At 33.7% G+C, this 25,819-nt stretch carries 22 protein-coding genes and 3 pseudogenes; 18 read left to right on the plus strand and 7 right to left on the minus strand.

Annotation, left to right across the window (positions count from 1 at the left end; all coding sequences use genetic code 11):
• Positions 1-109 precede the first annotated feature (109 nt).
• From AC1Q6O_RS08675 to AC1Q6O_RS08700, 6 genes and pseudogenes are all read left to right on the plus strand, one after another.
• Positions 110-312 (plus strand): annotated as a pseudogene (locus AC1Q6O_RS08675) (cold-shock protein).
• A 246-nt stretch (positions 313-558) separates the two neighbouring features.
• Entirely contained in the window at positions 559-1,383 is an 825-nt protein-coding gene (locus tag AC1Q6O_RS08680) for a PhzF family phenazine biosynthesis protein (protein WP_008175033.1), read from the plus strand.
• 200 nt (positions 1,384-1,583) lie between these two features.
• A complete protein-coding gene (locus tag AC1Q6O_RS08685; RefSeq protein WP_239355066.1) occupies positions 1,584-1,772 on the plus strand; it encodes an AraC family transcriptional regulator in 189 nt (62 codons plus the stop codon).
• Complete coding sequence (locus AC1Q6O_RS08690; RefSeq protein WP_258954671.1) at positions 1,769-1,954, plus strand: DUF4097 family beta strand repeat-containing protein; 186 nt, start codon at positions 1,769-1,771, stop codon at positions 1,952-1,954. The genes AC1Q6O_RS08685 and AC1Q6O_RS08690 overlap by 4 nt, the downstream gene beginning before the upstream one ends.
• Positions 1,955-2,503: 549 nt before the next feature.
• Positions 2,504-2,656 carry a hypothetical protein gene (locus tag AC1Q6O_RS08695; RefSeq protein ID WP_239355067.1) on the plus strand — a complete coding sequence of 51 codons (153 nt, stop codon included), beginning with the start codon at positions 2,504-2,506 and terminating at the stop codon, positions 2,654-2,656.
• A gap of 309 nt (positions 2,657-2,965) precedes the next feature.
• Positions 2,966-4,921: an AraC family transcriptional regulator gene (locus AC1Q6O_RS08700; RefSeq protein ID WP_492401050.1), complete on the plus strand. Its 1,956-nt coding sequence runs from the start codon at positions 2,966-2,968 to the stop codon at positions 4,919-4,921.
• Between the two features lie 762 nt (positions 4,922-5,683).
• Here AC1Q6O_RS08700 and AC1Q6O_RS08705 read toward each other — a convergent pair.
• Positions 5,684-5,860 (minus strand): annotated as a pseudogene (locus AC1Q6O_RS08705) (helix-turn-helix domain-containing protein); the annotation flags it as partial.
• A gap of 422 nt (positions 5,861-6,282) precedes the next feature.
• Here AC1Q6O_RS08705 and AC1Q6O_RS08710 point away from each other — a divergent pair.
• Both AC1Q6O_RS08710 and AC1Q6O_RS08715 read left to right on the plus strand, forming a co-directional pair.
• Entirely contained in the window at positions 6,283-6,891 is a 609-nt protein-coding gene (locus AC1Q6O_RS08710; protein ID WP_008175017.1) for a YpjP family protein, read from the plus strand.
• A 162-nt stretch (positions 6,892-7,053) separates the two neighbouring features.
• A pseudogene (locus tag AC1Q6O_RS08715) lies at positions 7,054-7,308 on the plus strand (transposase domain-containing protein); the annotation flags it as partial.
• Between the two features lie 291 nt (positions 7,309-7,599).
• Here AC1Q6O_RS08715 and AC1Q6O_RS08720 read toward each other — a convergent pair.
• Positions 7,600-7,986 carry a hypothetical protein gene (locus AC1Q6O_RS08720; RefSeq protein WP_492401051.1) on the minus strand — a complete coding sequence of 129 codons (387 nt, stop codon included), beginning with the start codon at positions 7,984-7,986 and terminating at the stop codon, positions 7,600-7,602.
• A gap of 735 nt (positions 7,987-8,721) precedes the next feature.
• Between AC1Q6O_RS08720 and AC1Q6O_RS08725 the strand changes: the two genes are divergently transcribed.
• From AC1Q6O_RS08725 to phnX, 7 genes are all read left to right on the plus strand, one after another.
• Positions 8,722-9,396 (plus strand): serine/threonine protein kinase, encoded by a 675-nt coding sequence (locus tag AC1Q6O_RS08725; RefSeq protein WP_008175015.1) that lies wholly within the window; start codon positions 8,722-8,724, stop codon positions 9,394-9,396.
• Between the two features lie 842 nt (positions 9,397-10,238).
• Positions 10,239-11,417 carry a phosphonoacetaldehyde reductase gene (locus AC1Q6O_RS08730; RefSeq protein WP_171364783.1) on the plus strand — a complete coding sequence of 393 codons (1,179 nt, stop codon included), beginning with the start codon at positions 10,239-10,241 and terminating at the stop codon, positions 11,415-11,417.
• Between the two features lie 14 nt (positions 11,418-11,431).
• On the plus strand, positions 11,432-12,463 hold the full coding sequence (locus AC1Q6O_RS08735) for a PhnD/SsuA/transferrin family substrate-binding protein (protein WP_492401052.1): 1,032 nt from the start codon (positions 11,432-11,434) through the stop codon (positions 12,461-12,463).
• Between the two features lie 34 nt (positions 12,464-12,497).
• Complete coding sequence (gene phnC / locus AC1Q6O_RS08740; RefSeq protein ID WP_043989894.1) at positions 12,498-13,262, plus strand: phosphonate ABC transporter ATP-binding protein; 765 nt, start codon at positions 12,498-12,500, stop codon at positions 13,260-13,262.
• A gap of 11 nt (positions 13,263-13,273) precedes the next feature.
• Entirely contained in the window at positions 13,274-14,059 is a 786-nt protein-coding gene (gene phnE, locus AC1Q6O_RS08745) for a phosphonate ABC transporter, permease protein PhnE (RefSeq protein ID WP_043989855.1), read from the plus strand.
• Positions 14,060-14,902: a PhnE/PtxC family ABC transporter permease gene (locus AC1Q6O_RS08750; RefSeq protein ID WP_008174996.1), complete on the plus strand. Its 843-nt coding sequence runs from the start codon at positions 14,060-14,062 to the stop codon at positions 14,900-14,902.
• Positions 14,903-14,929: 27 nt separating this feature from the next.
• Positions 14,930-15,724, plus strand: coding sequence for a phosphonoacetaldehyde hydrolase (phnX, locus tag AC1Q6O_RS08755; RefSeq protein ID WP_008174994.1), 795 nt, complete (start codon positions 14,930-14,932; stop codon positions 15,722-15,724).
• 296 nt (positions 15,725-16,020) lie between these two features.
• Here the strand turns inward: phnX and AC1Q6O_RS08760 are convergent, their stop codons facing one another.
• Positions 16,021-16,794 (minus strand): DeoR/GlpR family DNA-binding transcription regulator, encoded by a 774-nt coding sequence (locus tag AC1Q6O_RS08760; protein WP_008174992.1) that lies wholly within the window; start codon positions 16,792-16,794, stop codon positions 16,021-16,023.
• 260 nt (positions 16,795-17,054) lie between these two features.
• On the opposite strand from AC1Q6O_RS08760, the gene AC1Q6O_RS08765 reads away from it, so the two are divergent.
• The 3 genes from AC1Q6O_RS08765 (at position 17,055) to AC1Q6O_RS08775 (ending at position 21,400) form a co-directional block, all read left to right on the plus strand.
• Positions 17,055-19,787: a LamG-like jellyroll fold domain-containing protein gene (locus AC1Q6O_RS08765; protein ID WP_492401053.1), complete on the plus strand. Its 2,733-nt coding sequence runs from the start codon at positions 17,055-17,057 to the stop codon at positions 19,785-19,787.
• Between the two features lie 448 nt (positions 19,788-20,235).
• Positions 20,236-21,021 carry a DeoR/GlpR family DNA-binding transcription regulator gene (locus AC1Q6O_RS08770; protein WP_492401054.1) on the plus strand — a complete coding sequence of 262 codons (786 nt, stop codon included), beginning with the start codon at positions 20,236-20,238 and terminating at the stop codon, positions 21,019-21,021.
• Between the two features lie 133 nt (positions 21,022-21,154).
• The gene (locus AC1Q6O_RS08775; protein ID WP_008174979.1) at positions 21,155-21,400 is read left to right on the plus strand and encodes a hypothetical protein; all 246 of its coding nucleotides are present in this window, start codon (positions 21,155-21,157) and stop codon (positions 21,398-21,400) included.
• 185 nt (positions 21,401-21,585) lie between these two features.
• On the opposite strand, the gene AC1Q6O_RS08780 is transcribed toward AC1Q6O_RS08775, so the two are convergent.
• From AC1Q6O_RS08780 to AC1Q6O_RS08795, 4 genes are read right to left on the minus strand one after another with little or no spacing between them, the layout of a single operon-like run.
• Positions 21,586-22,707, minus strand: a complete 1,122-nt coding sequence (locus AC1Q6O_RS08780) for a GerAB/ArcD/ProY family transporter (RefSeq protein WP_089984632.1) — start codon at positions 22,705-22,707, stop codon at positions 21,586-21,588.
• Positions 22,708-22,718: 11 nt separating this feature from the next.
• Complete coding sequence (locus AC1Q6O_RS08785) at positions 22,719-22,964, minus strand: hypothetical protein (protein ID WP_089984630.1); 246 nt, start codon at positions 22,962-22,964, stop codon at positions 22,719-22,721.
• Between the two features lie 8 nt (positions 22,965-22,972).
• Positions 22,973-24,157: a Ger(x)C family spore germination protein gene (locus AC1Q6O_RS08790; RefSeq protein WP_492401055.1), complete on the minus strand. Its 1,185-nt coding sequence runs from the start codon at positions 24,155-24,157 to the stop codon at positions 22,973-22,975.
• A 30-nt stretch (positions 24,158-24,187) separates the two neighbouring features.
• On the minus strand, positions 24,188-25,708 hold the full coding sequence (locus tag AC1Q6O_RS08795; RefSeq protein ID WP_090001647.1) for a spore germination protein: 1,521 nt from the start codon (positions 25,706-25,708) through the stop codon (positions 24,188-24,190).
• Between the last annotated feature and the right edge of the window lie 111 nt (positions 25,709-25,819).

Here is a 25,819-nt window from a genome sequence, read left to right on the forward strand (position 1 = left end):
AGAATTATTTTTGTTCGATGTAAAGGATTTGTAACTTTTCATCTTGATGATCACTGAGAGCATGGATAGTATTACATTGTGTGTGTTTACATACTAGGAGGCAAAACAAATGGAAAAAGGTAATGTAAAATGGTTTAATGGCGAAAAAGGCTTCGGATTCATCGAACGTGAAGGTGGAGACGACGTATTCGTTCATTTCTCAGCGATTCAAGCGAAGGTTACAAAACCTTAAAAGAAGGTCAAGCAGTGACTTTTGATGTGGAGGAAGGTCAACGTGGACCTCAAGCTTCAAACGTACGTACAGCTGCTTAATTTTACAAAACAGGGAAGGCAGGCTCTTTTATGAGAGTCTGCTTCTTTCTAGAAACACTATTTACTCAATTAAAAGGCAATTAGAATTGGATGTAGATTTGAAAAAAAGTCATGACGTTAATAAATAGTTTTAAGTAAAATCCTGTGTTGGTATGCAGGATTTTTTATTGTTCCACAAACTGGCCATTTAATTTAACAATACCTTTAAAGGAAAATGGATATTTATGTTAAAATGTAGATAAGAATATGAAGCTATTAAATTTAGAGATGGGGCGGCATATGAATAGCCAATTTTATTTTATCAATGCTTTTACAAAAGAAAAATTTAAGGGAAATCCTGCAGCAATAGTTTTCTTAAGAGAGAAAAGATCAGAAGAGTGGATGAAATACTTAGCAAAAGAACTCAATCAACCTATTACAGCTTTTATTTCAAAGGAAAATGGAAATAACTATCAACTTAGATGGTTCACACCGACTAAAGAGATTGATTTATGTGGGCATGGTACATTAGGAGCTGCTCATATTTTATGGAGTGAGGGTTTTTCTTCATCAGAGTCAACAATTAACTTTTATACTCAATCAGGACTTCTTCAAACTGAGCTATTTGAACAACAAATAATTCTAAAGTTTAATTTAAAAGAATCAACTCAAACAGAAGTGACTGAGAAATTAAAACGTGTTATTGATTTCCACATAAAAGATGCTGCTTGGGCAGAAGATCGGTACATTTTAGAACTGGAAAACCATGATATGGTTCATAACGTAATGCCTAATTTGGATGCAATTCGAGAACTAGAGGGTCCAGGTATAATTATTACTAGTCGTGGATTAGATAAGTATGACTTTGTATCAAGGTATTTTGCTCCAAAGATAGGAATTAACGAAGATTACGTTACAGGCTCTGCACACTGCGCATTAGCTTCATATTGGAGTGGTCTCTTAAATAAGAAAGAATTTACAGCATATCAGGATTCAGAGCGCGGGGGTGAAATAAAACTAAAGATAAAAGGAGAAAAAGTTGAGTTAATTGGGGACTGTGTAACTTTACTGAAAGGACATTTATATAATTAGCTATTCTTCCGTAATAGGGCGCGTTTATTTAAGAACGCGTCTTTTTCTTTTAAAGGACCCTATTGTTGCAGATATAAAAAGAGGCTGACATTACATCAACCTCTTTTTAATGATTTTTAGGATGCAGCGATTACTTCGCAAGATATATCAAAAAGCGAATGAAGAACTTTGATATCCTATATTTAAAGGAGGTGCCTTCGTTGTATAACCATGAAATTATAATTAAGAAAATTATTTTGTATGTGGAAGAAAACCTACATGAACCACTTACCTTGGAAAATATTGCAGCACAATCAAATTTTTCAAAGTATCACTTTCATCGAATATTCCAATCCACGATTGGCATGACAGTAACTGAATATATTCGGTTAAGGGAGATATTACAATAGCATATAAAGAAACACCCAAATCATTAGAGCTTACAGCGAACAGTGAATCATCCGACATAAGTGTAAATTTAGAAGGTTATCAGAAAGAAAAACATACAGATAAATTAAAAAAAGGAAAGATTGGAGAAGCCTCAAACAAATTAGAATTAATTAGCAAAGAAGGTGTAATAACTATAAAATAAAAACTTACAATCTGTGTGGTTAATAAATAATGTTAAGACGAGAACTTGAACAACAGGGACCACATTTATCTACTGGGATTGATATTAGTGAGAGCCATTCTATCTGTCGTTATATAAAAAAACAATTGCAATTGCTGAATTAAGAAGTTGGAAAAAAAACAATAAAAGGAAGTTCAGGCATTTGAATTCAAATAATATAAAGTAAGGGCCAGATTGTTGAGGAACGTTTTCAATAAAATTGGATTTTATTGTTGATTTATAGAGTAAGATTATGAAGTTTCTCATTTAAACTAACGGCGCAGAATAGTTGAAGAAGAACGACTTTTTGTTATTGATATATACTTAAGTATCTAGGTAGCAGCAGTAAATGTTGCTACCTTTTTTATTCTTTGGAGATTCATAAATAATAATCTGTAACGTAGTAAAAGAAGAATATTTGAATGGTTATATTTTAATTTGTGGTAGAAAAACTTTTTAAGTTAGTAGTACGTCAAAATCAATAGAGTGCGCTTATAATGAATTTTTTACCTTAAGGAGAGGTTGTAAAAGATGAATAAAACAGATTTAGGAACAAACATCGCAGATTTTGTGATGCAGAATAAAGAGAAGTACTACAGACTGGCTTACCAGTATGTGCAAAATAGGGACGATGCACTTGTCGGGCGCGTTTCTGTAACAAGAATTAGCGCTCGTTTTAATTAAAGGGCCAGATTGTGGAGGAGGTAATCTCGCATTAATAGTGGTGAACCGTACCATAAGTAAGTGCGTTTTTTGAAAAATAGAGACAGCACACTTGGTGGAGCAGTATTTTACTGCTGCGGTAAAATAAATATAAAGGGCGTAGAAGTTTTTTTGAAACCATAATAAATTACATCCAACACTTTAATGTACTGTTCTTGACATATCTTGAAACGAAAATCAAAATGATTATCATAACTGATTAAATTGTAATAGCATAGGAAGGAGCAATCTAATGGACTGGGTAGATAGTATTCGTTACATGGTTTTATTATGAATATAGGTGAACAAATTCAATTGTGGAATCAAGTTGTCATTCGTGTACTGGACGTTCGAATTAAACGAATAGGGCGAGGCGATGTGATTTATGATTATGTAACACCAGCAAGCATGTTTATGTTTGTTGCAAATGGACATGCTGAACTGTGGGTAAATGATGAAGTGTGGCTATCCGAAAGGTTTCATTTACTACATATTGGTAAGGGGCAGCGGCTAACGGTTCAAACTACTGATTTTCTTGATCTCTATATGATTTTATATAATGCTTCTTTACCTGCTTCCGCATTGCGAGAGTTTCATATGATGATGCAAACAGACAATCCATTTATGAAAAGCTGGGCAGTGTCCCCCTCCGAACCACTTTTTATGTTGGAGATGCTAGAATCTATGTTTGCAGACTGGCAACAAATTAACAATAAACAGGTAGACAAAGAGAATAATCTAAAGAATGACCACGAATTGATGAGACTGAAGGCCAAAGGGGATTTCATCCGTTTCGTACATGCAGCGTTACAGGAGCGGATGGAGCATGTACATGCCCCATCGCTAACCGAACAAGTTGTCCGCTATATCGCAAAAAATTATTGTGGCATGATTTCCATGGAGCAGCTGGCCCAGCAAATGAATTACACTCCGCAATACATTTCGAGGAAATTCAAAGAACAGATGGGATGCAGTCCACTTGATTATACGATACGCTTACGTATAGACTTAGCGCGAAGGTTACTGTGTGATACCGAAGCGACACTACAGGAAGTAGCTGCTTATGTTGGTTATCCTGACACGATCTATTTTAACCGTATGTTTAAGAAGCAAACAGGTATAACACCAGGGGAATACCGCAAGCAATATCAGGATATAGGTTCAAAAGATACAATGAATTGGACAAAATTGTCCATTGTTGCTCCACATCCAGCAATGTATCATTTAATTGATAGTGATATTCATTATCAATTAAAGCTAGATGGAGGAAATGATATGGCAATTAGAAAGAAAAATCTGTTAGCAATGGCGCTATTGTGTCTAACTATGGTCACATCGGGATGTGGGACATCATCAGAAGGGGCAAACAAAAATAGTGACTCAACTGAATCGAATCAAAGTAAGTCTGAAGTACCTGCCAACATCCAAATGCGAACAATGACAACGGCACTCGGAGATGTGAAAGTGCCTGCCCAACCACAACGTGTAGCGGCACCTGCCTATTTAGGAACCGTGTTGGCACTTGACGTCCAACCAGTTGCATCTGTTTCTTTTTTAATGGATAGTCCATACATAGAAGGGATGCTTGACGGTGTGACAGATGTGGGAGATTCGCTAGAAGCACTGGTTCAATTGAAACCAGATTTAATCATTACCCAACTGAATCAAGAAGAAGCAGTAGAAAAATATTCGCTGATTGCGCCAACTGTGGCTATGCCTTACAATAGCTTTGAAACGATTCAGGAGGAAATACGTTATTTTGGTGATTTATTAGATAAAAAGGATGTCGCTGAAAAATGGATTACCAATTTTGAAAGTCACACAAATAAATTACGTGAAGAAGTTCAACATGTACTTAATGAGGGAGAAACAGTGTCTGTCATGCAGGAATACGATGGAAAAGTATTCTTATTTGGACCGAAATCTGGGCGTGGCGGTCGAATTATGTATGAAATATTAGGTGCAACTCCACCTTCATCTGTGCCAGAACACATGCTAGCAGAATCATTTTATGAGTTTTCGTTAGAAATGCTTCCTGAGTATACAGGTGATTATTTGGTTTTAACAACTAAATCGACGTTAGAGGAACTGCAGGCTGATCCGATTTGGGGTAACTTACCTGCAATTCGAGATGGAAAAGTATACTTGTGGAACGAAAGTCAGTCATGGTTTCGAGACCCGATTGCTGTAGAAGGGCAAATAGACAACTTAGCTAAATGGATTATTGAAGCTACCAAAACAAAATAAAAGTGTAGCTAAAGAACGTCTGTGATATATAAATATCAAACATTTAGAAAAGAGACATTTTCGATTTTGGAAATGTCTCTTTTATCATGTCTTTTCAAAATATAATGTAGATACCCCTATAGTCCAAATGACAAATCATATCTATTTAATAAGTGAAGGATTGTATAAGAGTTCAATGAAACAGTATTTAGAATCAACACCTTTAAAACGATTTATCCAATGTTTTAAACGTGAATGTAGTCCGTTCACAATAAAAATTGGTTTAAAAAAGCAAAAAAAATTTATTAAACGAGAAAATTGTTAGTATTTATACTACCTAAAATTGATATAGAAATACATGAGAAAACGCTATTAATAATAAAAAATAGTTATTCAACAATCGGGCGCGTTTGTTGAACAACATAGCTGAAAAATGATTATTCCAAATTTACACCGAGTACTATTACCAGGCGTAGAAATTGTATTTACATCAGACTTTGACAAATTTGCAATATATGCTTTATCATATCGCCCTAATATGGTGCGATATTTGTCTTTCTAATGTCTATAACATCTCAAATTTGATAGAATTACGAGAGTTTTGTACTGTATGATGGTGAAGAGGTGAGTACACATGTGGAAGAAGCTAACGAGTTGGATCTGTATAGTACTATCAATTTCGATTGATTACTTCAGTTAAAAAGAGCAAAGTTTTTCCTCATTCTTTTTCATCTAATTCTCTGTTTCTTCCCAAAGAAAAAGTATTTTTTTATATTGATGCTATAATTTTTCTCCATATCTTGTTAATTTTACTCCCTTTGAATTTCTGATAAACAGTTCTTGGTGATAATGTGATTCAATCTTTTTTATTTTTGCAGTCATATTGGATTGAAGGTGATTTAGTTCAATTGAAGCTCCTGAAATGCTTCTTAACTCCGCCACCATAACAAATGCTTTCATGTTTTCTATAACCACTTTGAGTTAATACGTATTACTAAATTAAAAAATTTTGCTTACACGCCGCTAAGAATTATTAATAATATTAGCCCCAACTTTGTACATTATTTTGCGTTAATATGCATTGTAAAGAAAAATGAAAAACCCCAAAAGACTGCATATAACAGGCTTCTGAGGGCTTAATAAAGTGCTTATTACAAAATAAAAAAATTAGTCCGTGAAACATAAAGATGATAAGTAACCTAACATTAATAAAAGTCCAATACCCATTACGATGCTCATGCTTTGTACCTCCTTTAAAAAACCGACACATTATTCATAAATATTGTACAATGAATTATAGAAATATGAAACCTTTTAATGGCGAGAACGTATATAATAATAGGAGAATTACCAATTTGTACATAAAGAGTAGGTGATACTGAATGAAAACGTGGGTTAAAAAAAGTATTGTCATAATGGTTGCGTTTTTAACATTTGGTTTAATTACGCCAACGCATGAAATATGGGAAGCATTCGATCAAAATCCTTCGAATCGTGCATCTATCGGTCCTGCATCGGGGACAAGCACAGCTCTAGCTGCTGAACCTGATTATAGTAGTGACGAGCAGGTTCATATCCAAGAGGAAGAAATTGATTATAATGCCTTGCTTATGGATGCAGCGAGAGAGCAATCATACATAAAGTTTGGTACTAAAATTGGTCCTAAAATTAGCCATGAATTTGACAACATCATCTTCCCAAAAATGGAGGAGGCGATTGCCATGACTGTCGCTAGTTTGGACGAGCAATCCTTAGCATCTTTAACCATCTCTGAAAAGCCAAGTGGTAATTATGGTGAGAAAATTTTCAATGTAATCAATAACGATACAGGATCAGATGTCATCCGCTTCCATGTACGTACTGAAAAAAGACCTCAGGAAGGCTATTATTACAACTTCCACTATCACAGCGTCGAGGACGACTTCATGGCACACTATAATCTAGGCGATATTTACTGGGAAAAAAACACACCACCGAAGTGGTTGTCATAAAAAACGTAAAACACTCGTTTATATAGCGAGTGTTTTTTTGTAGGGAAACGTTGATATATCAATGTTTGTTGTGGTTCGTTAAGTAATAAGTAATAAGTAATATGAAAGGGTGAGAGGGGTGTTAGGGAATAGTACGTACCCCAAATTGTACCCTAAAATCATCTGTTCGATGGTCGAATTGAGATGAATAATAATCAAGCCGAAAATGCGATTCGTCGCAAGAACTGGCTTTTTTCTGTTAGTGAAGCCGGTGCTAAAGCAAATGCCATCTGTTTGAGTTAAGCAGAAACAGCCAAAACAAACGGCATTGATTTCTATCGGTACCTTGTGAAGCTATTAACGGAGCTACCAAATTTATCGATTCAACAACAGCCAGAGACCTTACAAGATTACATGCCTTGGTCGAAAAATATCTAACCCACATGTTTAAAATAGCCCAGCTATCTGAAAAAAACTCAGATAGCTGGCTATACGTCGTGCGTAGAAGGTGCGCTAATTTTTGTATTTCAGGCTTACGCTTTATCAGCAACTAGCATTAAGCGTATTAAGGATAACATTGTAAAACAGATGATGGAGTGATGCAGGGGCTTCGTGCCTTATATGAATTTATTGCCACAATCTTTGGATTGTGGCAATAAGCAATAAATAAGGATTTCTAAACCTAGCAAATTAATAATCAATTCTAATCAGGGTTTTTACTGTTCGTCCTCAAATACCTGTTTTATATTTATAATTATTTTTTTCTTTTTCAAAAATAGAAGTATTATGTTCATATTTTTTGGGATTAGATAACTTTTCAAGCTCTTGTATCAACATATCCTCTAAATCTATGGACTCTTTCATGTTTTCTGAGGTTTGTTTAACCTCCTTAACAAGTAATCTAACTAATTTTTGTCCATTCGATTTCACAAGATATGTCCGTATATAACCATCTTCATATCTGGTTTCAAATTTAGGTTTGATATTTTTCTCGTTTTCGTCTTTGTCTTTATGTATATTTTTAATTCCAAATAAATCTAAGAGACTTTCATTTTTTATATTTTTATTTACCTCTGTTTTCAAATAATTTAATGTATTACTGGCTTGAATTTGCATTAATAATTCTCCTTAATTACAAAATATTTTAAGTCAAACACTTTAGTTAAATTTGAAATAGGTTTAATTTAGCATTTTTTATACTTTATTATAACCTTTATAGTTAATAAATGGGGGTTTTTGAAAATTCATTCAGTATTTTTAATATCAGTTTGCTGATGCACAAACATTATAGCATTAATAACTACAATATAATTCTTACAAAAGTAATAGATGTTACATTCGTTATAGATTAGGTACTCAAAAATTTATCTTGTAAAATGGGAGGCAAGATGGTGCGATAAGGTTTTCCTCTCTTGGTATTTATAAAAACCTAAATATTAGGAAAAGACAGACCGACATTGATGATAATATTAATAAATAAGGCTAACAATAGAGCCACATCAAATCACTTTGAAAGTTTTTAATCAAGGTGGTTTAGGGTAAATGTTACTGATGGAGGCGTAAGAGGGTAGAACTGGTTCTTCTGCAGCTAACGAAGCAGTATACTTCCATGAGGAGAAATGTATATGGGAACTTATATTAGTTCCCAACGTTTTAAAATTAAAGAGAAAGTGTAGGTACTTGAGATTTAAGTGTGATATTTAGAATGTGGTGAAAAAGTAGGAAGATAGTACCGCCTAATCTTTAACGGGTGTTAGTTAAAGATCAATGTGTAGACTGAATATTGTTAAAAGCGGTATTGAGTAATTAGATAGCGTAGTTTTCTTCAATGCAAATGATGGGAGAAATGATATGGAAAACGACTGGGACAAAGCTATAGGTTCTCTTTCTAAAATAAAAGTTTTTTCAAATCCAAATAACGAGCCGGTAACCATATGTGGTGAAGCTAATGATTTGAAATGTATAGGTGTTGGTACAGATGCAGCTGTTTTTCAGTCTCTTTCTGTGCCGGCTTATGCATTTAAAATATATGCCAAAGACAAAGTACACAAAGTAAAAGTTGAAGCAACGGTTTATCAAGTATTAGAAGAATCACCTTACTTTTCAACATGTTTTGCTGCATACAACGAATACCTGGTTTTAAGCTACGAAGAAGGAAAAACGCTCTTTGACTGCATTCTTCAGGGTATTCACATTCCAAAACAGGTTATAAATGAAGTGGAGGAAGCAAGAGAATATGTTCGGAAGAAGGGACTTAACCCTCGTGATATTCATTTGAAAAATATTTTACTACAAAATGGAAGGGCAAAAATAATTGATGTCTCTGAATACACACTACAAGGTAATGATCATCGATGGGAGCATTTAAAAAAAGGATATGAGCAATACTATCATTTAATAGATGGAAATTCTGTGCCGTTTTGGTTAGTAGAAACGATTCGAAAGTGGTATAACCAGCGTGGAAAGAATACTTCATTTGAAGAGTTTGCAAAAAATATTTTAAAACTTATGTTAAAAAATAAATGAAATTATGAGTAATTTAATAACAAGAAGGGGCTAACCTCTTAAGAGATTATTTCATATTGGTCAGTAACGCTACTCACACACCGAGTAGCGTATTTTTAATAGTAAAAGGGTGAGAGTATGTCAATTTACTACTGCTATGTTTGTGTCTCTTCAAAGAGCAAATGCCCTCTTTTTTCAAGAAATCTATCTTGTAAAATACAAACCTATAGTATAAAAAACTGCTAAAGGAACTACTAGCAATGTCATTACTTAATTTAAGATTGCAAAATTGTCTATTTTTTACAAAAGGTTCTTTTGATGTAACTTAGTATGATTCCCTCAAAGCTTCTTTAACTTCTTTGATAGTATTTCCTTATTAAGATTATTACGATATACTGCACTTTCCAATCCTTCTTTAGCTTAGAGAAAAGTTGATGAGGCATCTGATATATACCAACCAAAGAATCCAGTACTCAAATAAATTTGAGACTGGGTTTTTTTAAAATATTTGACCAAGGCTTGATGCCCTTTTCTCTAGTATTTCTAAATTTCTACTTATAGGCTCAATGAAGATATTAAAAATAGCTGCAAACTCAGATGTTTTTGCGGCTTTTTGCTTTTTTATAAGACTTTAGTTCGGTAATGTTTTATATCTTGCAAAAAGATGCATACTTCGTTTTCTATACTCTATGCTACCAAATTATAAATTTTTACATATAAATATAGGTATTTTGTGGAATATTAATGTTTTGTAAATTTAATAAATTGGTGTAAAGATATTTCAGAATGGATTGAAAAACAGCAAAAAGACGATTAATATTGCAATTGTAAGCAAATGGTGTGCAAAGAGTTAAAAAAGTTAAATGCAAAAAAGTAGTAGATTAATAGGGAAGAAGAGTGATTTAATGGGAACTTTTTTTAATCCAGTGAAAATAAATATTGGGGAATTAAAGGTTTTAAAGCGAGTAATTGAAGAAATGCCCCAAAAGGTAACAAAAGTGCTTTTACTTACTCGTGGGGGGAATTTTAATAACTCGCCAGAAAGAGCTGAACTGAGAAACTGTCTACAGCATTATGAAATGCAGCAAGTAGATATTGAAATTTCCAATCCTACTGTAGATGATCTATTCTCGTTGTTCAATCAGACAAAAGAATTAGATTTTGATTGTATCGTAGGCATTGGAGGGGGAAGTGTATTAGATTTATCCAAATCATTAGTTGCGATTAAAGGAATGCAAATTGAAAACCATCAACAGCTGTTGACAATTATTGAGAAAAAATACTACAAGAATAACGAACAGACCATACCTTGGATTGGAATTCCTACTACTTCTGGAACTGGCTCTGAGCTAACATGCTGGGCAACAATTTGGTATGAAAAGCTAGGAATTAAACTATCAATTGATAACCCATCATTATATGCCTATGCAGCAATTTTTGATCATACACTAACAACTTCATTACCAGTTAGTATTACTGTTTCGACAACTTTGGACGCTTTATGTCATGCAACAGAGGCCTATTGGTCAAATAAATCGAATGATATTTCTAGAGTTTATGCAAAAGAGGCCATTAAGCGAATTATGCAATACTTAGAACTCCTAATTCAAGTACCAAGTAATTTAGAATATCGACGTGAAATTGCTTTAGCAAGTATGTTTGCAGGCTTGGCCTTTAGTAATACACGTACAACAGCTTGCCATTCCATTTCTTACCCATTAACGATGGAGCTTGGGATTTCACATGGTGTGGCAGCAAGCTTAACATTAGCAAAAGTGTTAGCTATTAATTATGAGAGTATCCCTGAAAAACAACAACTACTAGAAGCATTTGGTCATCGTTCTTTTAATGAAATACAGCAATGGATAGAAAACGTGCAAGAAAGAGCGGGTTTTGCTACAAGACTTGTGCAATACAAAGGAACACATGAAAGTATCAATCGCATTGTAGAAAATGCGTTTACAAAAGGTCGTATGGATAATAATCCGGTCCCATTAACAGAAGCGGATGTAAAAAATATTTTAATCTCAATTTATGAATAGGAAGGTAGAGAACAATGAAGAAAACACTATTAATGTCATCAGTTTTAGCACTATCAATCGCTTTAGCAGCATGCTCTGGACAAACATCAGAAGGTAAGGTAGATGACAAAATCGACATTGTTTGGTATCCAAATGAATCAGGCTCTGATTTAAAAGCATCACGTGATGAAATAGGCGAATTAATTGAGAAAGCAACAGGTAAGGAAGTGAAACATCACTTAACGACAGACTATGCTATTGCGATTGAAACAATTGCAAATGGCAATGCAGATATGGGTTTTATGGGTTCAAACAGCTATATTGAAGCAAAGAAAAAAAATGATGCTGTTATTCCGTTAGCAGTACAATCTGGCGCATCTGGAACATTAGATGATGCAATTTATTATAGCTGGTTAGCTGTAGATGTAAATGAGCAGGATGCATTCAAAAAGGATGATGAATTTTCATTAGATACAGTTGAAGGGAAATCGATTTCATTTGTATCTAATAGCTCAACATCAGGGTTTAAAGTACCTTCCTCAACAATCATTAAGCATTTCTCAGAAACGGGTAAATACGCAGACTTATCTGAGGAAAGCATCATGACAGGTGCTGGTGGATTATTTGAGCAAGTATTATTTGGTAACTCTCACCAGGGATCAGCGGTGAACTTGTTAAAAGATGATGTAGATATAGCTGCATTTTGTGATACATGCGTAGAAGAATATGTGGACCTTAAAGACGGAGAAGCAAACACACTGGGTGCTGTTTACACAGTAAAAGAAAATGCAGCAGAGCCATTTAACACAGTTGCAGGTAAAGATTTTGCTTTAATGAATGTAACTCCTGTATTAAACGAACCATTCGTTGCGAATTTAGAAACTATGGGTCAGGAAGATTTTGATACAATTCAAGCCTTGTTTACTTCGGATGAATTTTCAAATAACAAGAAGATTTTTGGTTCAGAGGATAGTGAGACTGCAACATTATTCACAAAAGAAGATAATGAGGGTTTCCTTAAAGTTGAGGATGCATGGTTTAACCCGATTCGTGAATTAACAAAATAATTAGCGACATTAAAAAGCGAGGATATTCGAGATGATACCATTATTGCAGGTTAATAAAGTAGAGAAGTTTTATAACGAAGAAACAAAAGTGTTAAAGGATATTAGCTTTGAAGTTTATCCAGGTGAGTTTATTTCCATTATTGGTCCTTCGGGTGCAGGAAAATCAACGTTACTACGCTGTATTAATCGAATGGTGAATTTTAATCAAGGAACAATCCTATTTGATGAACAAAATATCGGTCAACTAAATAAAAAGGAGCTACGAAAAGTACGCACTAAAATCGGCATGATTTTTCAGCATTATAATTTAGTTCCACGTCTTACTGTATTAGAAAATGTACTGCATGGTCGTTTTGGTTATAAAACAACTTTGCAGGGAATTTTTAATCGCTATACGCAGAAGGAAAAGGAGCGTGCCTTCTTTCTCTTAGAAAAGCTTGGCATTGAGGAGCATGCTTATAAACGTTGTGACCAATTAAGTGGGGGACAGCAGCAACGAGTCGGAATTTGTCGAGCGCTTATACAGGAGCCTTCACTAATATTATGTGATGAACCAATTGCCTCGTTAGATCCGAACTCTTCAAAAATCATTATGGATTACTTGAAGATGATTTCCTCTGAGCTAGGAATTGCTGTAGTCGTTAATCTACATCAGGTGGAGGTAGCGCAGCATTATTCGGACCGTATCATTGGCTTAAACAAAGGCAATATTGTCTTCAATAATCGCAGTGCTGCACTGACGAACTTGGAAATCCAAAATATTTATAGTTCGAACATGCAAGATTTAATCATGATATAAGGAGATCTAACATGATTGACAACAAACTGAAACGTAGTAACTGGCATATATGGTTTTTTCTAATCACTATTGTGTTATTTACCTATGGCTCTGCTGCCATCACTCAATTCAATGTTGTAGAAGGCATGATTACCTTGCCAGATGCTCTGTTGTGGATGTTATCGAATTTATTTGTAACAGGTGAGTCATTAGAAAAATTACCGACTATACTTGCATCATTATTTGAAACGATATTTATGTCTATTGCTGCTACTGTATTTGGGGCAATCATAGCACTATTTTTTGGGTTATTTGGCTCTTCTAAAACGATGATTAATAAACCGTTAATGCTATTTTCTCGGTTTGTAGCATCGCTTTCGCGAAATATTCCAGTTGTTGTCTGGGCGCTTGTATTATTATTATCGTTTGGACAAAATTCGGTGACAGGTTTTTTAGCTTTATTTGTCGGCTCAACAGGCTTCCTAACACGTGCATTTATCGAGTCTATCGATGAAGCAGGTGATAAGTCTATTGAAGGCTTACAAGCAACTGGAGCAACATATTTCCAAATAGTCTTTAAGGGCGTATTGCCACAGTGTTTACCACAGGTTATTAGCTGGATCTTATTTATGATTGAAACAAACATTCGTAATGCAACACTGATAGGCATTTTAACTGGTACTGGCATCGGCTATGTGTTTGATATTTATTATAAAATGCTGAACTACAATGTAATATCACTCATTACACTTTGTATCGTAGTAGCCGTTATTGTTATTGATGTGTGTTCCAATCATGTGCGAAAGGTGATTTTATAAATGGTACAGGCTATGGAAAATAATCCGCCTCGCAAAAGGCATATTCCGTTAAGGAAATATTCACGAGCAGATATTTATATCCGTGTGATGCTACTAGTATTTACGCTATCAACAATTTTTGCGTTCTTCATATTTAACTATAAAGGGCTAGAGCTAAAAACAGCGATTGTTGATACGTTAAGCAATATTAAAGTAATGATTTTAGAACCTGGGCTTTCGCATTTTAGTTGGGGAGAAGCATTTTACCAGATTGGCATCACAGTTGGTCTTGCTTTTTTATCAACAATTATAGGAGCAGTGATTGCATTAGGATTAGCTTTAATGGCAGCTACGAATTTATCAAATGAATGGTTGTCAAAAATTGTACGAATGGTCATGGCATTTATTCGTGCGGTACCCACCGTTCTATGGGTATTGATTTTTGCAATTTCTGCTGGATTAGGGAGTGAAGCCGCGGTATTAGGTATGCTACTGCATTCTGTAGCTTATTTAGTAAAGGCATTTTCTGAGGCTTTTGAGGAAATGGATTCAGGAATAATTGAGGCTTTACGTGCTAGTGGGGCAAAATGGTGGCACATCATTATTCATGCAGTCATTCCTACGACATTTACCTATTTACTATCATGGGTATTTTTACGCTTTGAGATTAATTTTGGCGTAGCAGTTGCAATGGGTGCAGCGGCTGGTGCAGGTGGCATTGGGTTTGAATTATTTATGGCATCAAGCTTCTATTTTGATTTGCGTGAGGCAGGGATGATTACATACTTTATTTTAATCATCGCGATTCTATTAGAAATTACGTCAACACAATTAAAAAAACGTTTCTTCCCAGTGAAGGCTTAATAGGGAAGACTGTTTGGAGGACATAATATGAAAGCGATTGAAGGAATTATTTTGGATTGGGCAGGAACAACTGTGGACTTTGGCTGTATGGCACCGGTCAATGTTTTTGTAGAAATTTTCGAGGATGCAGGTATTAAAGTCACGATTGATGAAGCAAGAAAACCGATGGGAATGCTTAAAATCGATCATATCCGTACGATGCTTCAAATGCCAAGAATTGAACAGCTTTGGCAGGAGGTACACGGAAGACCCTTTACTGAACAGGATGTAAAGAAGCTTTATGTAAAATTTGAAGAGAGCTTAATGAAAACGTTGGCTACCTTTACAGATCCGATTGATCACGTAATAGATGCTGTTACGCAATTGCGTAGTAGAGGGCTAAAAATTGGTTCGACAACAGGTTATACACAAATGATGATGGATGTCGTTGTAACAAATGCTAAGGCAAAAGGCTATAGTCCAGATTTTTATATTACACCTGATGCAACTAACTCTTTAGGAAGACCATATCCATACATGATCTATCGTAATATGGAGCAGCTCCAATTACAGACTGTACAACAAGTTATTAAAATTGGTGACACAATTTCAGATATAAGTGAAGCATTAAATGCAGGGGTTTGGGCTGTTGGTGTAGTGATTGGAAGTTCTGAAATGGGCTTAAGCCAGGAAGAGTATGAAGCATTGACTCCTGAGCAAAAGGAACAAATCATAGAAACGACCGCCCAAAAATTTAAAGACCTAGGGGCGCATTATACAATTCGTACAATGAATGAGCTACCTGAGTTAATCGATAAAATTAATGAGCGCTTAAATAGTTAAAAAAATAACACAAAGATAGCTGGGCATACGTATATTTTTTCTTCATTCAGTTTCCTATCATGTTCAAATGTTAGAATGTGTCTAACATTTGGAGTGAGTTAACAATTGTGCATGGAGCTTTTCAATAACACATTAAACGTTTCATGTTTATTTATGTATGGATTTGAAAGGACCAAGGCTTGATCGACAATCCGCAACTATATGAAGTAAGATAATCTAGTAACGTGCAAGTTAATAAGCGCAGGGATGAGTATTACATCCTTTGCGCTTTACTTTTTTCTGCTTCCTTTAGAGTTTTAATTTGGAGAAATAATTCTTATATTATGACTACTATAGACTTCTATTGTTTTAGATGAAATGGAACTATCGGAAACAATGAGATCAATTTCATTTAAAGGACAGATGTTTATATAAGAAGAAGTCTCAAATTTTGTTGAATCAGCCACAACAATTTTATGATTTGATCGAGAAAGGATAGCTTTAATGACATCTACTTCGTGGATTCTAAAATCTGTTAAGCCGTTTTTTAAGGATAACCCATTAACTGTAATAAACGCAGTATCAATATTAAAATTTGAGAGAATTTCTTCGCATTGTTTCCCGTATAAAGTATATTCATCTGGGTTATAGAAACCACCAGAAAGAATGACCTTGAAATTTTTATTCGCTCCTAAAATACTTAGAATACGAATATCGTTTGTAATTATGGTTAAACGATGGAATTTTTCTACTAGAACCTTGGCGATTTCAATGGTAGTTGTTCCACCATTTAATGCTATTGCCTGTCCCTCTTCAATTAGTTCAGCTGCTACAGATGCTACCTCTTGTTTCTTTTCTAAATTTTCTACTTCCCTTTCAACAAATAATTTATTAAGTACATTGTTATTATTTTGTTTCAAAATGGCTCCACCATGTACTCGTTTAATGGTGCCTTTTTTTTCAAGAGTTTCTAAATCCCGTCGAACTGTGTCTATAGATACATTTAATAATGTCGCAAGTTCAGTAGCTTTTACAGCTTTCTGTTGTTTTAAATATATTTCTATTTTTTGATGTCTATGTTCTTGTAACAATTTTATACCCTCCCTTATTCTTGCAATAAATAACTGCTCTTATCTCTAATTTAAATATTATCATTTATTTCAAAAATGCAAAATACAGCAAAAGAGAAAATTTGTACAAAGTAATTATTCCGTGTTTTCTATGTGAATAAAGTTAATGTTATGTAAAGAAAGTGCTAGTTAGATTGTAAAACAGCAAAAAACAGATTATTCTTGCACTATAAAGCAAAAATAACAACAAAGGAGGTGAGGAATTAGGGTGTAATCAAAATTTGATTAGTAAGATTTATACTTTTCTGCAAACCAATGATGGAAATAATTTATGGGCTACACAAACTTTTTTAAAAGAAAGGAAGTTTTTCGTGAATAAGTCAAAAGCGGTATTATCTTCTACTTTAGCATTATTAATGTTAGGTCAAAGCTCAGTATTAGCAGAATCTCAAATCGCTGAGAGGGAACCACTTACTCAGCTACTTGTTGAAACAAGTAAATTAGAAGGGCTATTCTTTGACACTGCAAAGAAAAACTCAGTGCAGTTAAATAAAGTATTGGAAAATGTTCCATCAACTTATGAGATGACTGTGAAATTTGTGCCAAATCTAAATCAGCGTCAAATATTGTTTGGAAATTTTAAATCAGGAAACAAAACTGCATATAATATTGAAATAACAGCGGATAATCAACTTAGATATTATGAAATAAATCAATTTGGAACTATTGATAAAAAAACAGTAGAAGCAAATATTACAACAGGTGAATGGACACATCTTGCTATAATTAGAGACGTTTCGAATAAAAAAATAGTCTTTATTCAAGATGGAAAAGAAATAGCTTCGTTTGATAACGTAGATTTAGTGGAAGATCTTGCTTTTGAAAATTATCATAGTATCGGTAAAGATACTAGGGATCAGTATCACCCGAATGCTGAAATAAAAGAAGTTCGTTTATGGGACGATGTTCGTACGTTGGAAGAGATTAAAGATAACGTTGATGTAGACATTAAAGGTAATGAAGAAGGGTTAACGCATACTTGGATGTTAGATGATTCCGCATATGATAGTCCTAATGTCTATGATAAAGCTGGAAAAATTGATGGAGTGGCATTTGGGTTCCAAAAAGAGTCTGTAATAGAAATACCAGAAGAGAGTGCTTATAAAGGAACAGGTATTGATTTTTCAAAGGGTGACTTGGAGATTGCAGCAGACGAACCTATTACAGAAGCTCCTCGTACAGTTGAAGCATGGGTGAAAATTCCAGCAGATACGCCAAAAGAAAAACGTGTAGGGAATATCATAGGAAACTATTACCACGAATACTATAAAGACAAATCCAGATTCAATTTTGAAATTACTAGCAACGGTAATCCAAGAATTTATTGGCAAGCTCATACCGCTCATACACTTGATTATTCAACAAATGTGAATGTCAATTTAGGTGATTGGGTACATGTTGCCATGGTATTGGATGACAAGCAGAGTATTGGAACGACATATATAAACGGGAAAAAAATTAACGAACAATCTATTAATGTACCTATTCCAAGTATTCCTCCTAGAGAAGAACTAAAAATCGGCTCGGATTATAGAGGTTACACAGCTGATGGTAAGCCTGAATATAATTTTAATGGTGAAATAGCTGATGTTCGGTTATGGTCAACTGCTAGAACTTCCGAAGAAATTAAAGCAAATTATAATAAAGCTTTAGAAGGAAACGAAGAAGGATTAATCAGTAATTGGAAGTTGGATGATGGAAAAGAGGGAGTGTATCCAGATCGTTCAAAGAAGAAGAACCATGCTCATGAGTATGATAATGAGGTTAGCAACTGGATTGATCCTGATTTTGCAAAGGGGGACTACTCAATTGCTGTAATTCCTGACACACAGTATTTTGTTGAACATTTCCCAAGTGAATTTAAAGAATATATGAATTGGTTTAAAGACAATAAAGACAATTTAAATTTAGAACTTGTGATGCAAGTAGGGGATTTAGTTAATAACCCTGGTAGTATAAAAGAGTGGCAAACGGTTCAGGAAGGCATGTCATATTTAGATGATGTTGTGCCTTATGTTTTTGTACCAGGAAATCATGATTACAACGATCAGTATAAACGTTCTACAACTAATTTCAACCAGTACTTCTCCTTTGATAAATATTCAAAAGCTCCTACATTTGGTGGTGCTTTTGAAAAAGGAAAGATGGAAAATACATATTCTTTCTTCGATATATATGGAGTAGAGTATATGGTGATTAATTTAGAATATGGCCCACGAGATGAAGTGCTAGAATGGGCTAACCAATTAGCAAAAAATAATGGAGAAAAAAAAATTATTGTAAACACTCACTCTTACTTATATCACAATGGAGAACATCATTCGCTTGATCATATGGATAACCCAGGAAGATACATTTCTGATGCCAATAATGGAGATCAAGTATGGGATAAGTTTGTAAGGATGCATAAAAATATTTTTCTAGTAACGGCTGGACATATTGGTAGCGAGGATTTAGTTGTGAGAGAAGATATTGGTGATCATGGTAACTCCATTAAACAAATATTAGTTGATGCACAGTTTATGAAGCCTTATGATCTAGGGATGATAATGCTTATGACCTTCAAAGAGGGAAGCAACGATGTAGAAGTAAACTGGTATTCAGTTAAGAAGGATAAGCTATTCCGTGCCGACAACCAATTTACTATAGATTTAAACGTTTATGATGATGAAATGCCAAACCAATTTATTGGCGATGTAAATGGTGACAATGTCATAGATATTAAAGATGCTTTTTTCTTGAGAAATCATATCAATAAGCCTGGTAAGGGCCCAGAAAAAGCAGATATTAATAAAGATGGAGCCATAGATGTTAAAGATATGAAAATAATTGTAGAAAATTACTTAAGGGTAAATAAAAAAATAGAAAATGCACCAATTCCAAAAGAGAAGCATGGAGGACAAACGCTTGAAGATATTCTTGAGGATTTGGATATGAAGGATTTATTAAACTAAAATATATTTATTAGGCCGGGACATATCTGGTCAAAACGTCACAAAGCGCGAGAGAAATCAATTTTAGAAACGTTGATTTCTCGCGCTTATCTGATGTGAAATTTTTTAGTTTTTCTTTGATAATATACTTATGTCCGAGCCTTATTATTGGATAGTTTTATGTAGCAGGCGGGGTACGGTTAATGATTAAGTACTATAGCCCTACTCAAAAATGTTCCGGTGCTAATTCGTTATTGCGTCAGAGAAGACATTCTCTACTAAAAAATTTTGTATGTACTGCCATAATTCATAAGCACCTGAAAAAGACTTCATTGTATAAAGATAAGATATTATAAACAATATATTAACATATTAGTAAAGTCATATTTACAAAAAATAGTATAATAATTTTGTGTTAAATACAATAAAAAAGTTGATTTGAGAAAAGTAAATGAATAGAGGTTGCTTTATGTCCGTTTTAAGTGAAATAAGAAAAAGAATTATTTTACAATTGTTAGATCGACATGGAAAAGTGAAATCTGCTGAATTGTCTGACACACTAAACGTTTCTACAGAAACGATACGCCGATATATATTAGAACTTGATAAACAAAATAAATTAAAAAAAGTTTATGGTGGTGCTATCAAAGTATCTCACTCATCTTTACAGGAACCAACAATGTTTGAAAGAAATATTATAAATATTGAAGAGAAGAAAAGAATTGCTTATCAAGCTGCAAGATTTGTTCAAACAGGTGATGTCATACTAATTGATGAAGGAAGCACAACCCTTCATTTAGTAAATTTTTTAAGGCATGTTGAAAATTTAACGATTATTACTAACTCTTTTTCCATAGTGGAAAAATTAATTATCGCAAGAAATAATAAACTGTTTAATGGTGAAGTTATTTTTATTGGTGGGATAGTGAACGCGCAACATTTTAGAACAAGCGGCTTAATATCAGAAGAAATTTTAAAAAATTTATCTGTCAATAAAGCATTTGTTTCTGTGGATGCTATAAACTCCAAGTCGGTATTAACTTGCTTTGACAAAGAAAAAGCGCAATTAACAAAACTCATGATAATGCAAGCCAATGAAACGTATGTATTGATAGATGAATCTAAAATAGGCAGAACGTGTACATTTAAAGTAACTAGTTTGGAGCGAGTAGAGTATGTTGTTTCCAACAGCACATACCCAGACGACTGGCATCCATTTGTCATAAAACAAATGGTTCAATGGATAACTTGTTAATTATGGGAACCACTAATCTGATTCTATATTAGGATGAGTGGTTATTTTAATAATTAAGTTGTTTATTTTTAGTTTGATACAAATGTGAATAGATTCTTTTTCTTTGTTAATATTTTTAAATACATAAAATGCTTTGGAAACACCAATAATTATAAGTGATAAAGTTACAAACGGAAACAAAGAAATCGTTGTTATGAACTCTGGAGGAGGAGCAAAAGGCAATTATGTTGTGCTTTCTACAAAAGGTGATAAGTATACAAGCGTAAACGAAGGAACTGTTATTCAGGGACTAGAAGGAGTTACTGGAGAGGCAATAATAAGCAATGATTTATTGAAAGATATGGAGGACGGAAAAGCATTGTACCTTCATAAAGAGTAGGTATTTATATTTATAGATATTGACCATCCACTGATTTTCCTATAAGAAAAGACAGTGGATGGGACATTATTATGATTCATTTTAAGTATGATATATTAATTACTATAAATAAAATCATTATTAAAAGCCTCCAATTGTATAGAGGTTTTTTTTATGCATTTTACCTTATCGTCTATATCATGTTATTAAACGTTTTTAATATCGCTATCTACGTCTTTGTTTTTTAATCTTCTGAACTTAGCTACGAATAGCAGTAATAATGGTAATAAAATAGCAAAAACGGCTATAGCTAGTGGCCAAGTCTGCTGGTTGTATTGATCAGAATGAATGATATTCGCATGAACAATTTGAGAAAGAGCTATGGAAATCATTCCAAGTGGAAGGATTAACGGTCTATGCTCCTTTAGTTTAAGTATGTGACTTAATCCAATTAAAGAAGCATAAAAATACATAAAAGCTCTTACAAATATTGTAACCATCCATATAAAAGCCATAATAATTTCAACGCGTTGTAAAAAGTTTCCTACAGAAACTCTTTGCGCTAATGTATAACTCGGAAATGTTCTTAAAGTAGTATTAGTTACACCTAATACTAATATAGATAAAGCTATAAAAGCTGTTATAATAAATCCTCCAACTATTATTCCAATGTAAAAGCCCTTTTTCCCAGATTCAAGATTATTAATAGCAGAAGGAAAAATCATTAATAGAACAATTAATGGAAATGAAAACAAGCCCATGAAATGTAACACACTATATATTAATGGCGGAATGGATACTTCAAAAACTGGTTGTACATTTTTAATATCTATTTGGGGAGAAACAAAGAACAGGAAAATAATAAAAACAAACAAGAAAATCGGAAACAGTATTTCTAAAGTACGCGCAAAAACTTCTATACCTTGATATGCTGCAAATAGAATAATAAAACTAAAAAGTATAGAAAATACAACCGGCGGCGTTTCCGGCATCACTTCTGTTTGTAAAAAATTACCAATAAAGTATAGTAGCTCACCTGATGACAGAAGTGTTAACAGCACGAATGCTAAAGATATAATTTTTCCTATAAAGCTCCCCAAAAATTTTTCAGTTACTTCTGTAAGAGAAAGATTCATCATTTTATTGGATAAAGTGATATAAAGCTTTATTAAAAGTAAGCTTAATATTGTACCTATGGTGGCTACAATCCAAGCATCCTGCTTTACTTCCAGCGCTAGGCTTGCGGGAATAATTAATATTCCTGTCCCAACTGTGAAGAAAATAACAAGTATTGTGAATTGACGTGAACTTATCAACTGTTTTTCCATATAAATGCCTCTTATAAGTTATTTTTATTTAACAATGTTTCTTTTAGCAAGTTACTGATTGGTTGGAAAATATACATGATAGGCTCCAATGGGCTGATAATTAGAGCATTAAAAACTACAGCAATATTTAAGAATGTCCCCATGAATAACAAAATAGAGAATGTCCAAATTAATTTAGTGCCACCTTTTTTTAATTTTGGAAGTTCAATAACAACAATAACAATTGAAATTATTAATATGCCTAAGGTGATAAACATAGTCAATTTTACTCCTTTAATTTTGAGTTTTGCAAAGTTCCTAACCCCCGTGTATAGACATTAACCTTAACATTTACTTCTACCTCAGGATAAATGGTTTGCCAGTCGTCTTTAATTTTTCTCCATTCTGTAGGATTAGCACGATGAATCGCTTCTCCAAAGCCAAGTACATCTGCCTGATAATTTTCTTGAAATATATTCAGCACTTGATTAGTATTTTTTTTAATGTGTTTTTCAGTTTGATTATTAATCCAATCGATCGTTTTTATGTCTGTTAAATCAATATCACATTTCACCTCAGCAACATTTTGAACAATATCAATGTTAATGTTTATAGTCGGTTTGCCGTCCTTAAAAATTCCTTTTGTTTTCGTTTTAGATTGAGTAATTTCGGTTGTTAGCTCTCCATCTGAAGGACAGGAGATAATTTCAATTGTTGATTTAATATTATCGTTTAAATAACTAAAACTTTTACTGTTATATTCATCGATGTAGCCTAATAATTTATCCTCTTTAAAAATGGCGAGGCCCGTAAACTTTAGTTTTACTGGCGTTTCAATTCTTTCAACATTTGTTTGGTCAATTCCTAAAGTTTTATCCCCTAGAACTTCAATTGCTGATAAAACAAAATACTGATCATTTACTCCTAAATCTGTCACTAAATCTTCAACATCGACTTCTAAAGTAGAGCCCCATGCATCTTGCGTGATTTTAAGAGAATTTAACATCCTACTTGCAGGTATTTTTTCTATGGGAGTTAATACATTTAAGACATCCTTTGCAGTTGCTTGCTGAGAGACAATTATAGTAAAGTCATTTCGAATCTCCTGATCTCTTGCTAGAAAATCAACAGAATCTCGTATACCTTTGTCTGCTAATTCTTCTCCAACAACAACTAGCTGTAAATGGGCAAAATATAGTTTTCTTGGAGATAAAGCTAATATTTTTCTAACTGCTTCAAATACAGTTTTTCCTTCGGCATGATAAGTAACTACTGGTGCTTGTCCATTAGCCGATTTTAAAGAGACTTGACTAGGATCAATTACTTGTACCGAAATGGCATATTCACCATCAATAAAGTCTATACCTAGCGCAGCGACAAGAGCTAAATCATTTAATTCACGTTTACTCCAACAACCACTAAGAATTAAAATTAGAAAAATCAATGAAAGAACGATTAAGTTTTTCTTCATAATGTAACCTCATTTAACAGTTAATTATTACTAATTTTTACGCCCTCTAACATTATTAATTTGACTGATCAATCGTGGACGTGTGAGTAAGGAACGTCGTGGAAAAATAATGAGCGCATCTTTTTGATCTTTTGGTATTAAAGGTGCAAATGGGCTCATGTATGGAACACCAAAAGAACGCAAACTACATAGATGGATAATCAAAAGCATAATTCCTACAAAAACTCCAAACAGTCCAAACATAGCTGCTAACACCATTAATGGGAAACGTAAAATACGGATAGAATTGGATAGACCATAGGCTGGGAAAAGAAAACTACAAATGGCTGTCAAAGCAACAATAATAACCATTGCTGCTGATACAATACCTGCCTCAACGGCTGCTTGGCCAATGATTAGTGTTCCGACTATAGAGATTGCGGATCCAATCATTCTAGGCATCCTTAATCCTGCTTCCCTTAACACTTCAAATGCAATTTCCATAATTAAAGCCTCTACAAATGCAGGGAAAGGAACACCTTCTCGCTGTGCATATATACTGATAAGTAGGCGTGTTGGAATCATTTCTTGATGAAAAGTCGTTAGAGAAATATAGAGAGAAGGGGCAACCAAGGCAAGGCTGATACCTAAAAACCGAATAAGTCGAATAAATGAACTGACAAAAGCGCTTTGATAATAATCTTCTGCAGATTGTAAAAAAGAAGTGAATAAAGCAGGTACGATTAAAACAAAAGGTGTACCATCTACTAAAATAGCAATTTTACCTTCAAGCAATTCTCCAGCTATAACATCTGGACGCTCGGAATTATAAACAGTAGGAAATATAGTAAACTTTGAATCTTGAATTAATTGTTCAATATAACCACTCTCCAGAATGCCATCTATGTCAATTCTATCTAATCTTTTGAGCACTTCCTTCACTATTTTTTCATTTGCAATACCATTTATATACATAATGGCTATTTCCGTTTGGGTAACTTCACCAATAACTCTTGTTTTTATCCAAAGATTAGGACTTTTTATTTTGCGTCTAATTAAAGCTGTATTGGTTCGTAATGTCTCGGTAAATGATTCTCTGGGCCCTCTAATAACAGCTTCTGTTACCGGTTCTGTGATAGATCTATCTTTAGAGCTTTTTGTACTTGTAGAGATGCCTATAGCAAGTCCCTCTAATAATAAAACGGTTTCTCCACTTAAAATAGCGTTAAACAATGAAGGGAAATCTGAAACATTTTTTATACTCCCTACAGTTAAGCAATATGTTTTTAATCGATCTACAATTTCTTGTGAAGTAGTATCTGATGTTACCTCAAAATCAGAGATAATAGATTCTAATATAAAGTCAGTAATCGAGGTATTATCAGCAAGACCATCTGTATAAATAATAGCTATTGGTACTTCTATAGGTTTACCAATCAAAAATTCACGGATAATAATATCATTGCTGTTACCGATTGAGTTTTTAATAGTTTTGATATTTTTCGGGAGAGATGTAGAAAGTGACGTAATGGTTTTATTTTTTAAGAGATTATCGATTTCTGAATTGCTCACTACAATGTCCTCCTTTAGTTTTCTATTTAATAGAATATGCAATAGATAGTGAGTTTATACTAGATTTAATGAAGAGAGGAAGAGTTTAATAGAATTATGTATTTATTTTTT

The sequence above is a fragment of the Lysinibacillus sp. GW823-FHT06C08 genome (assembly GCF_058795135.1).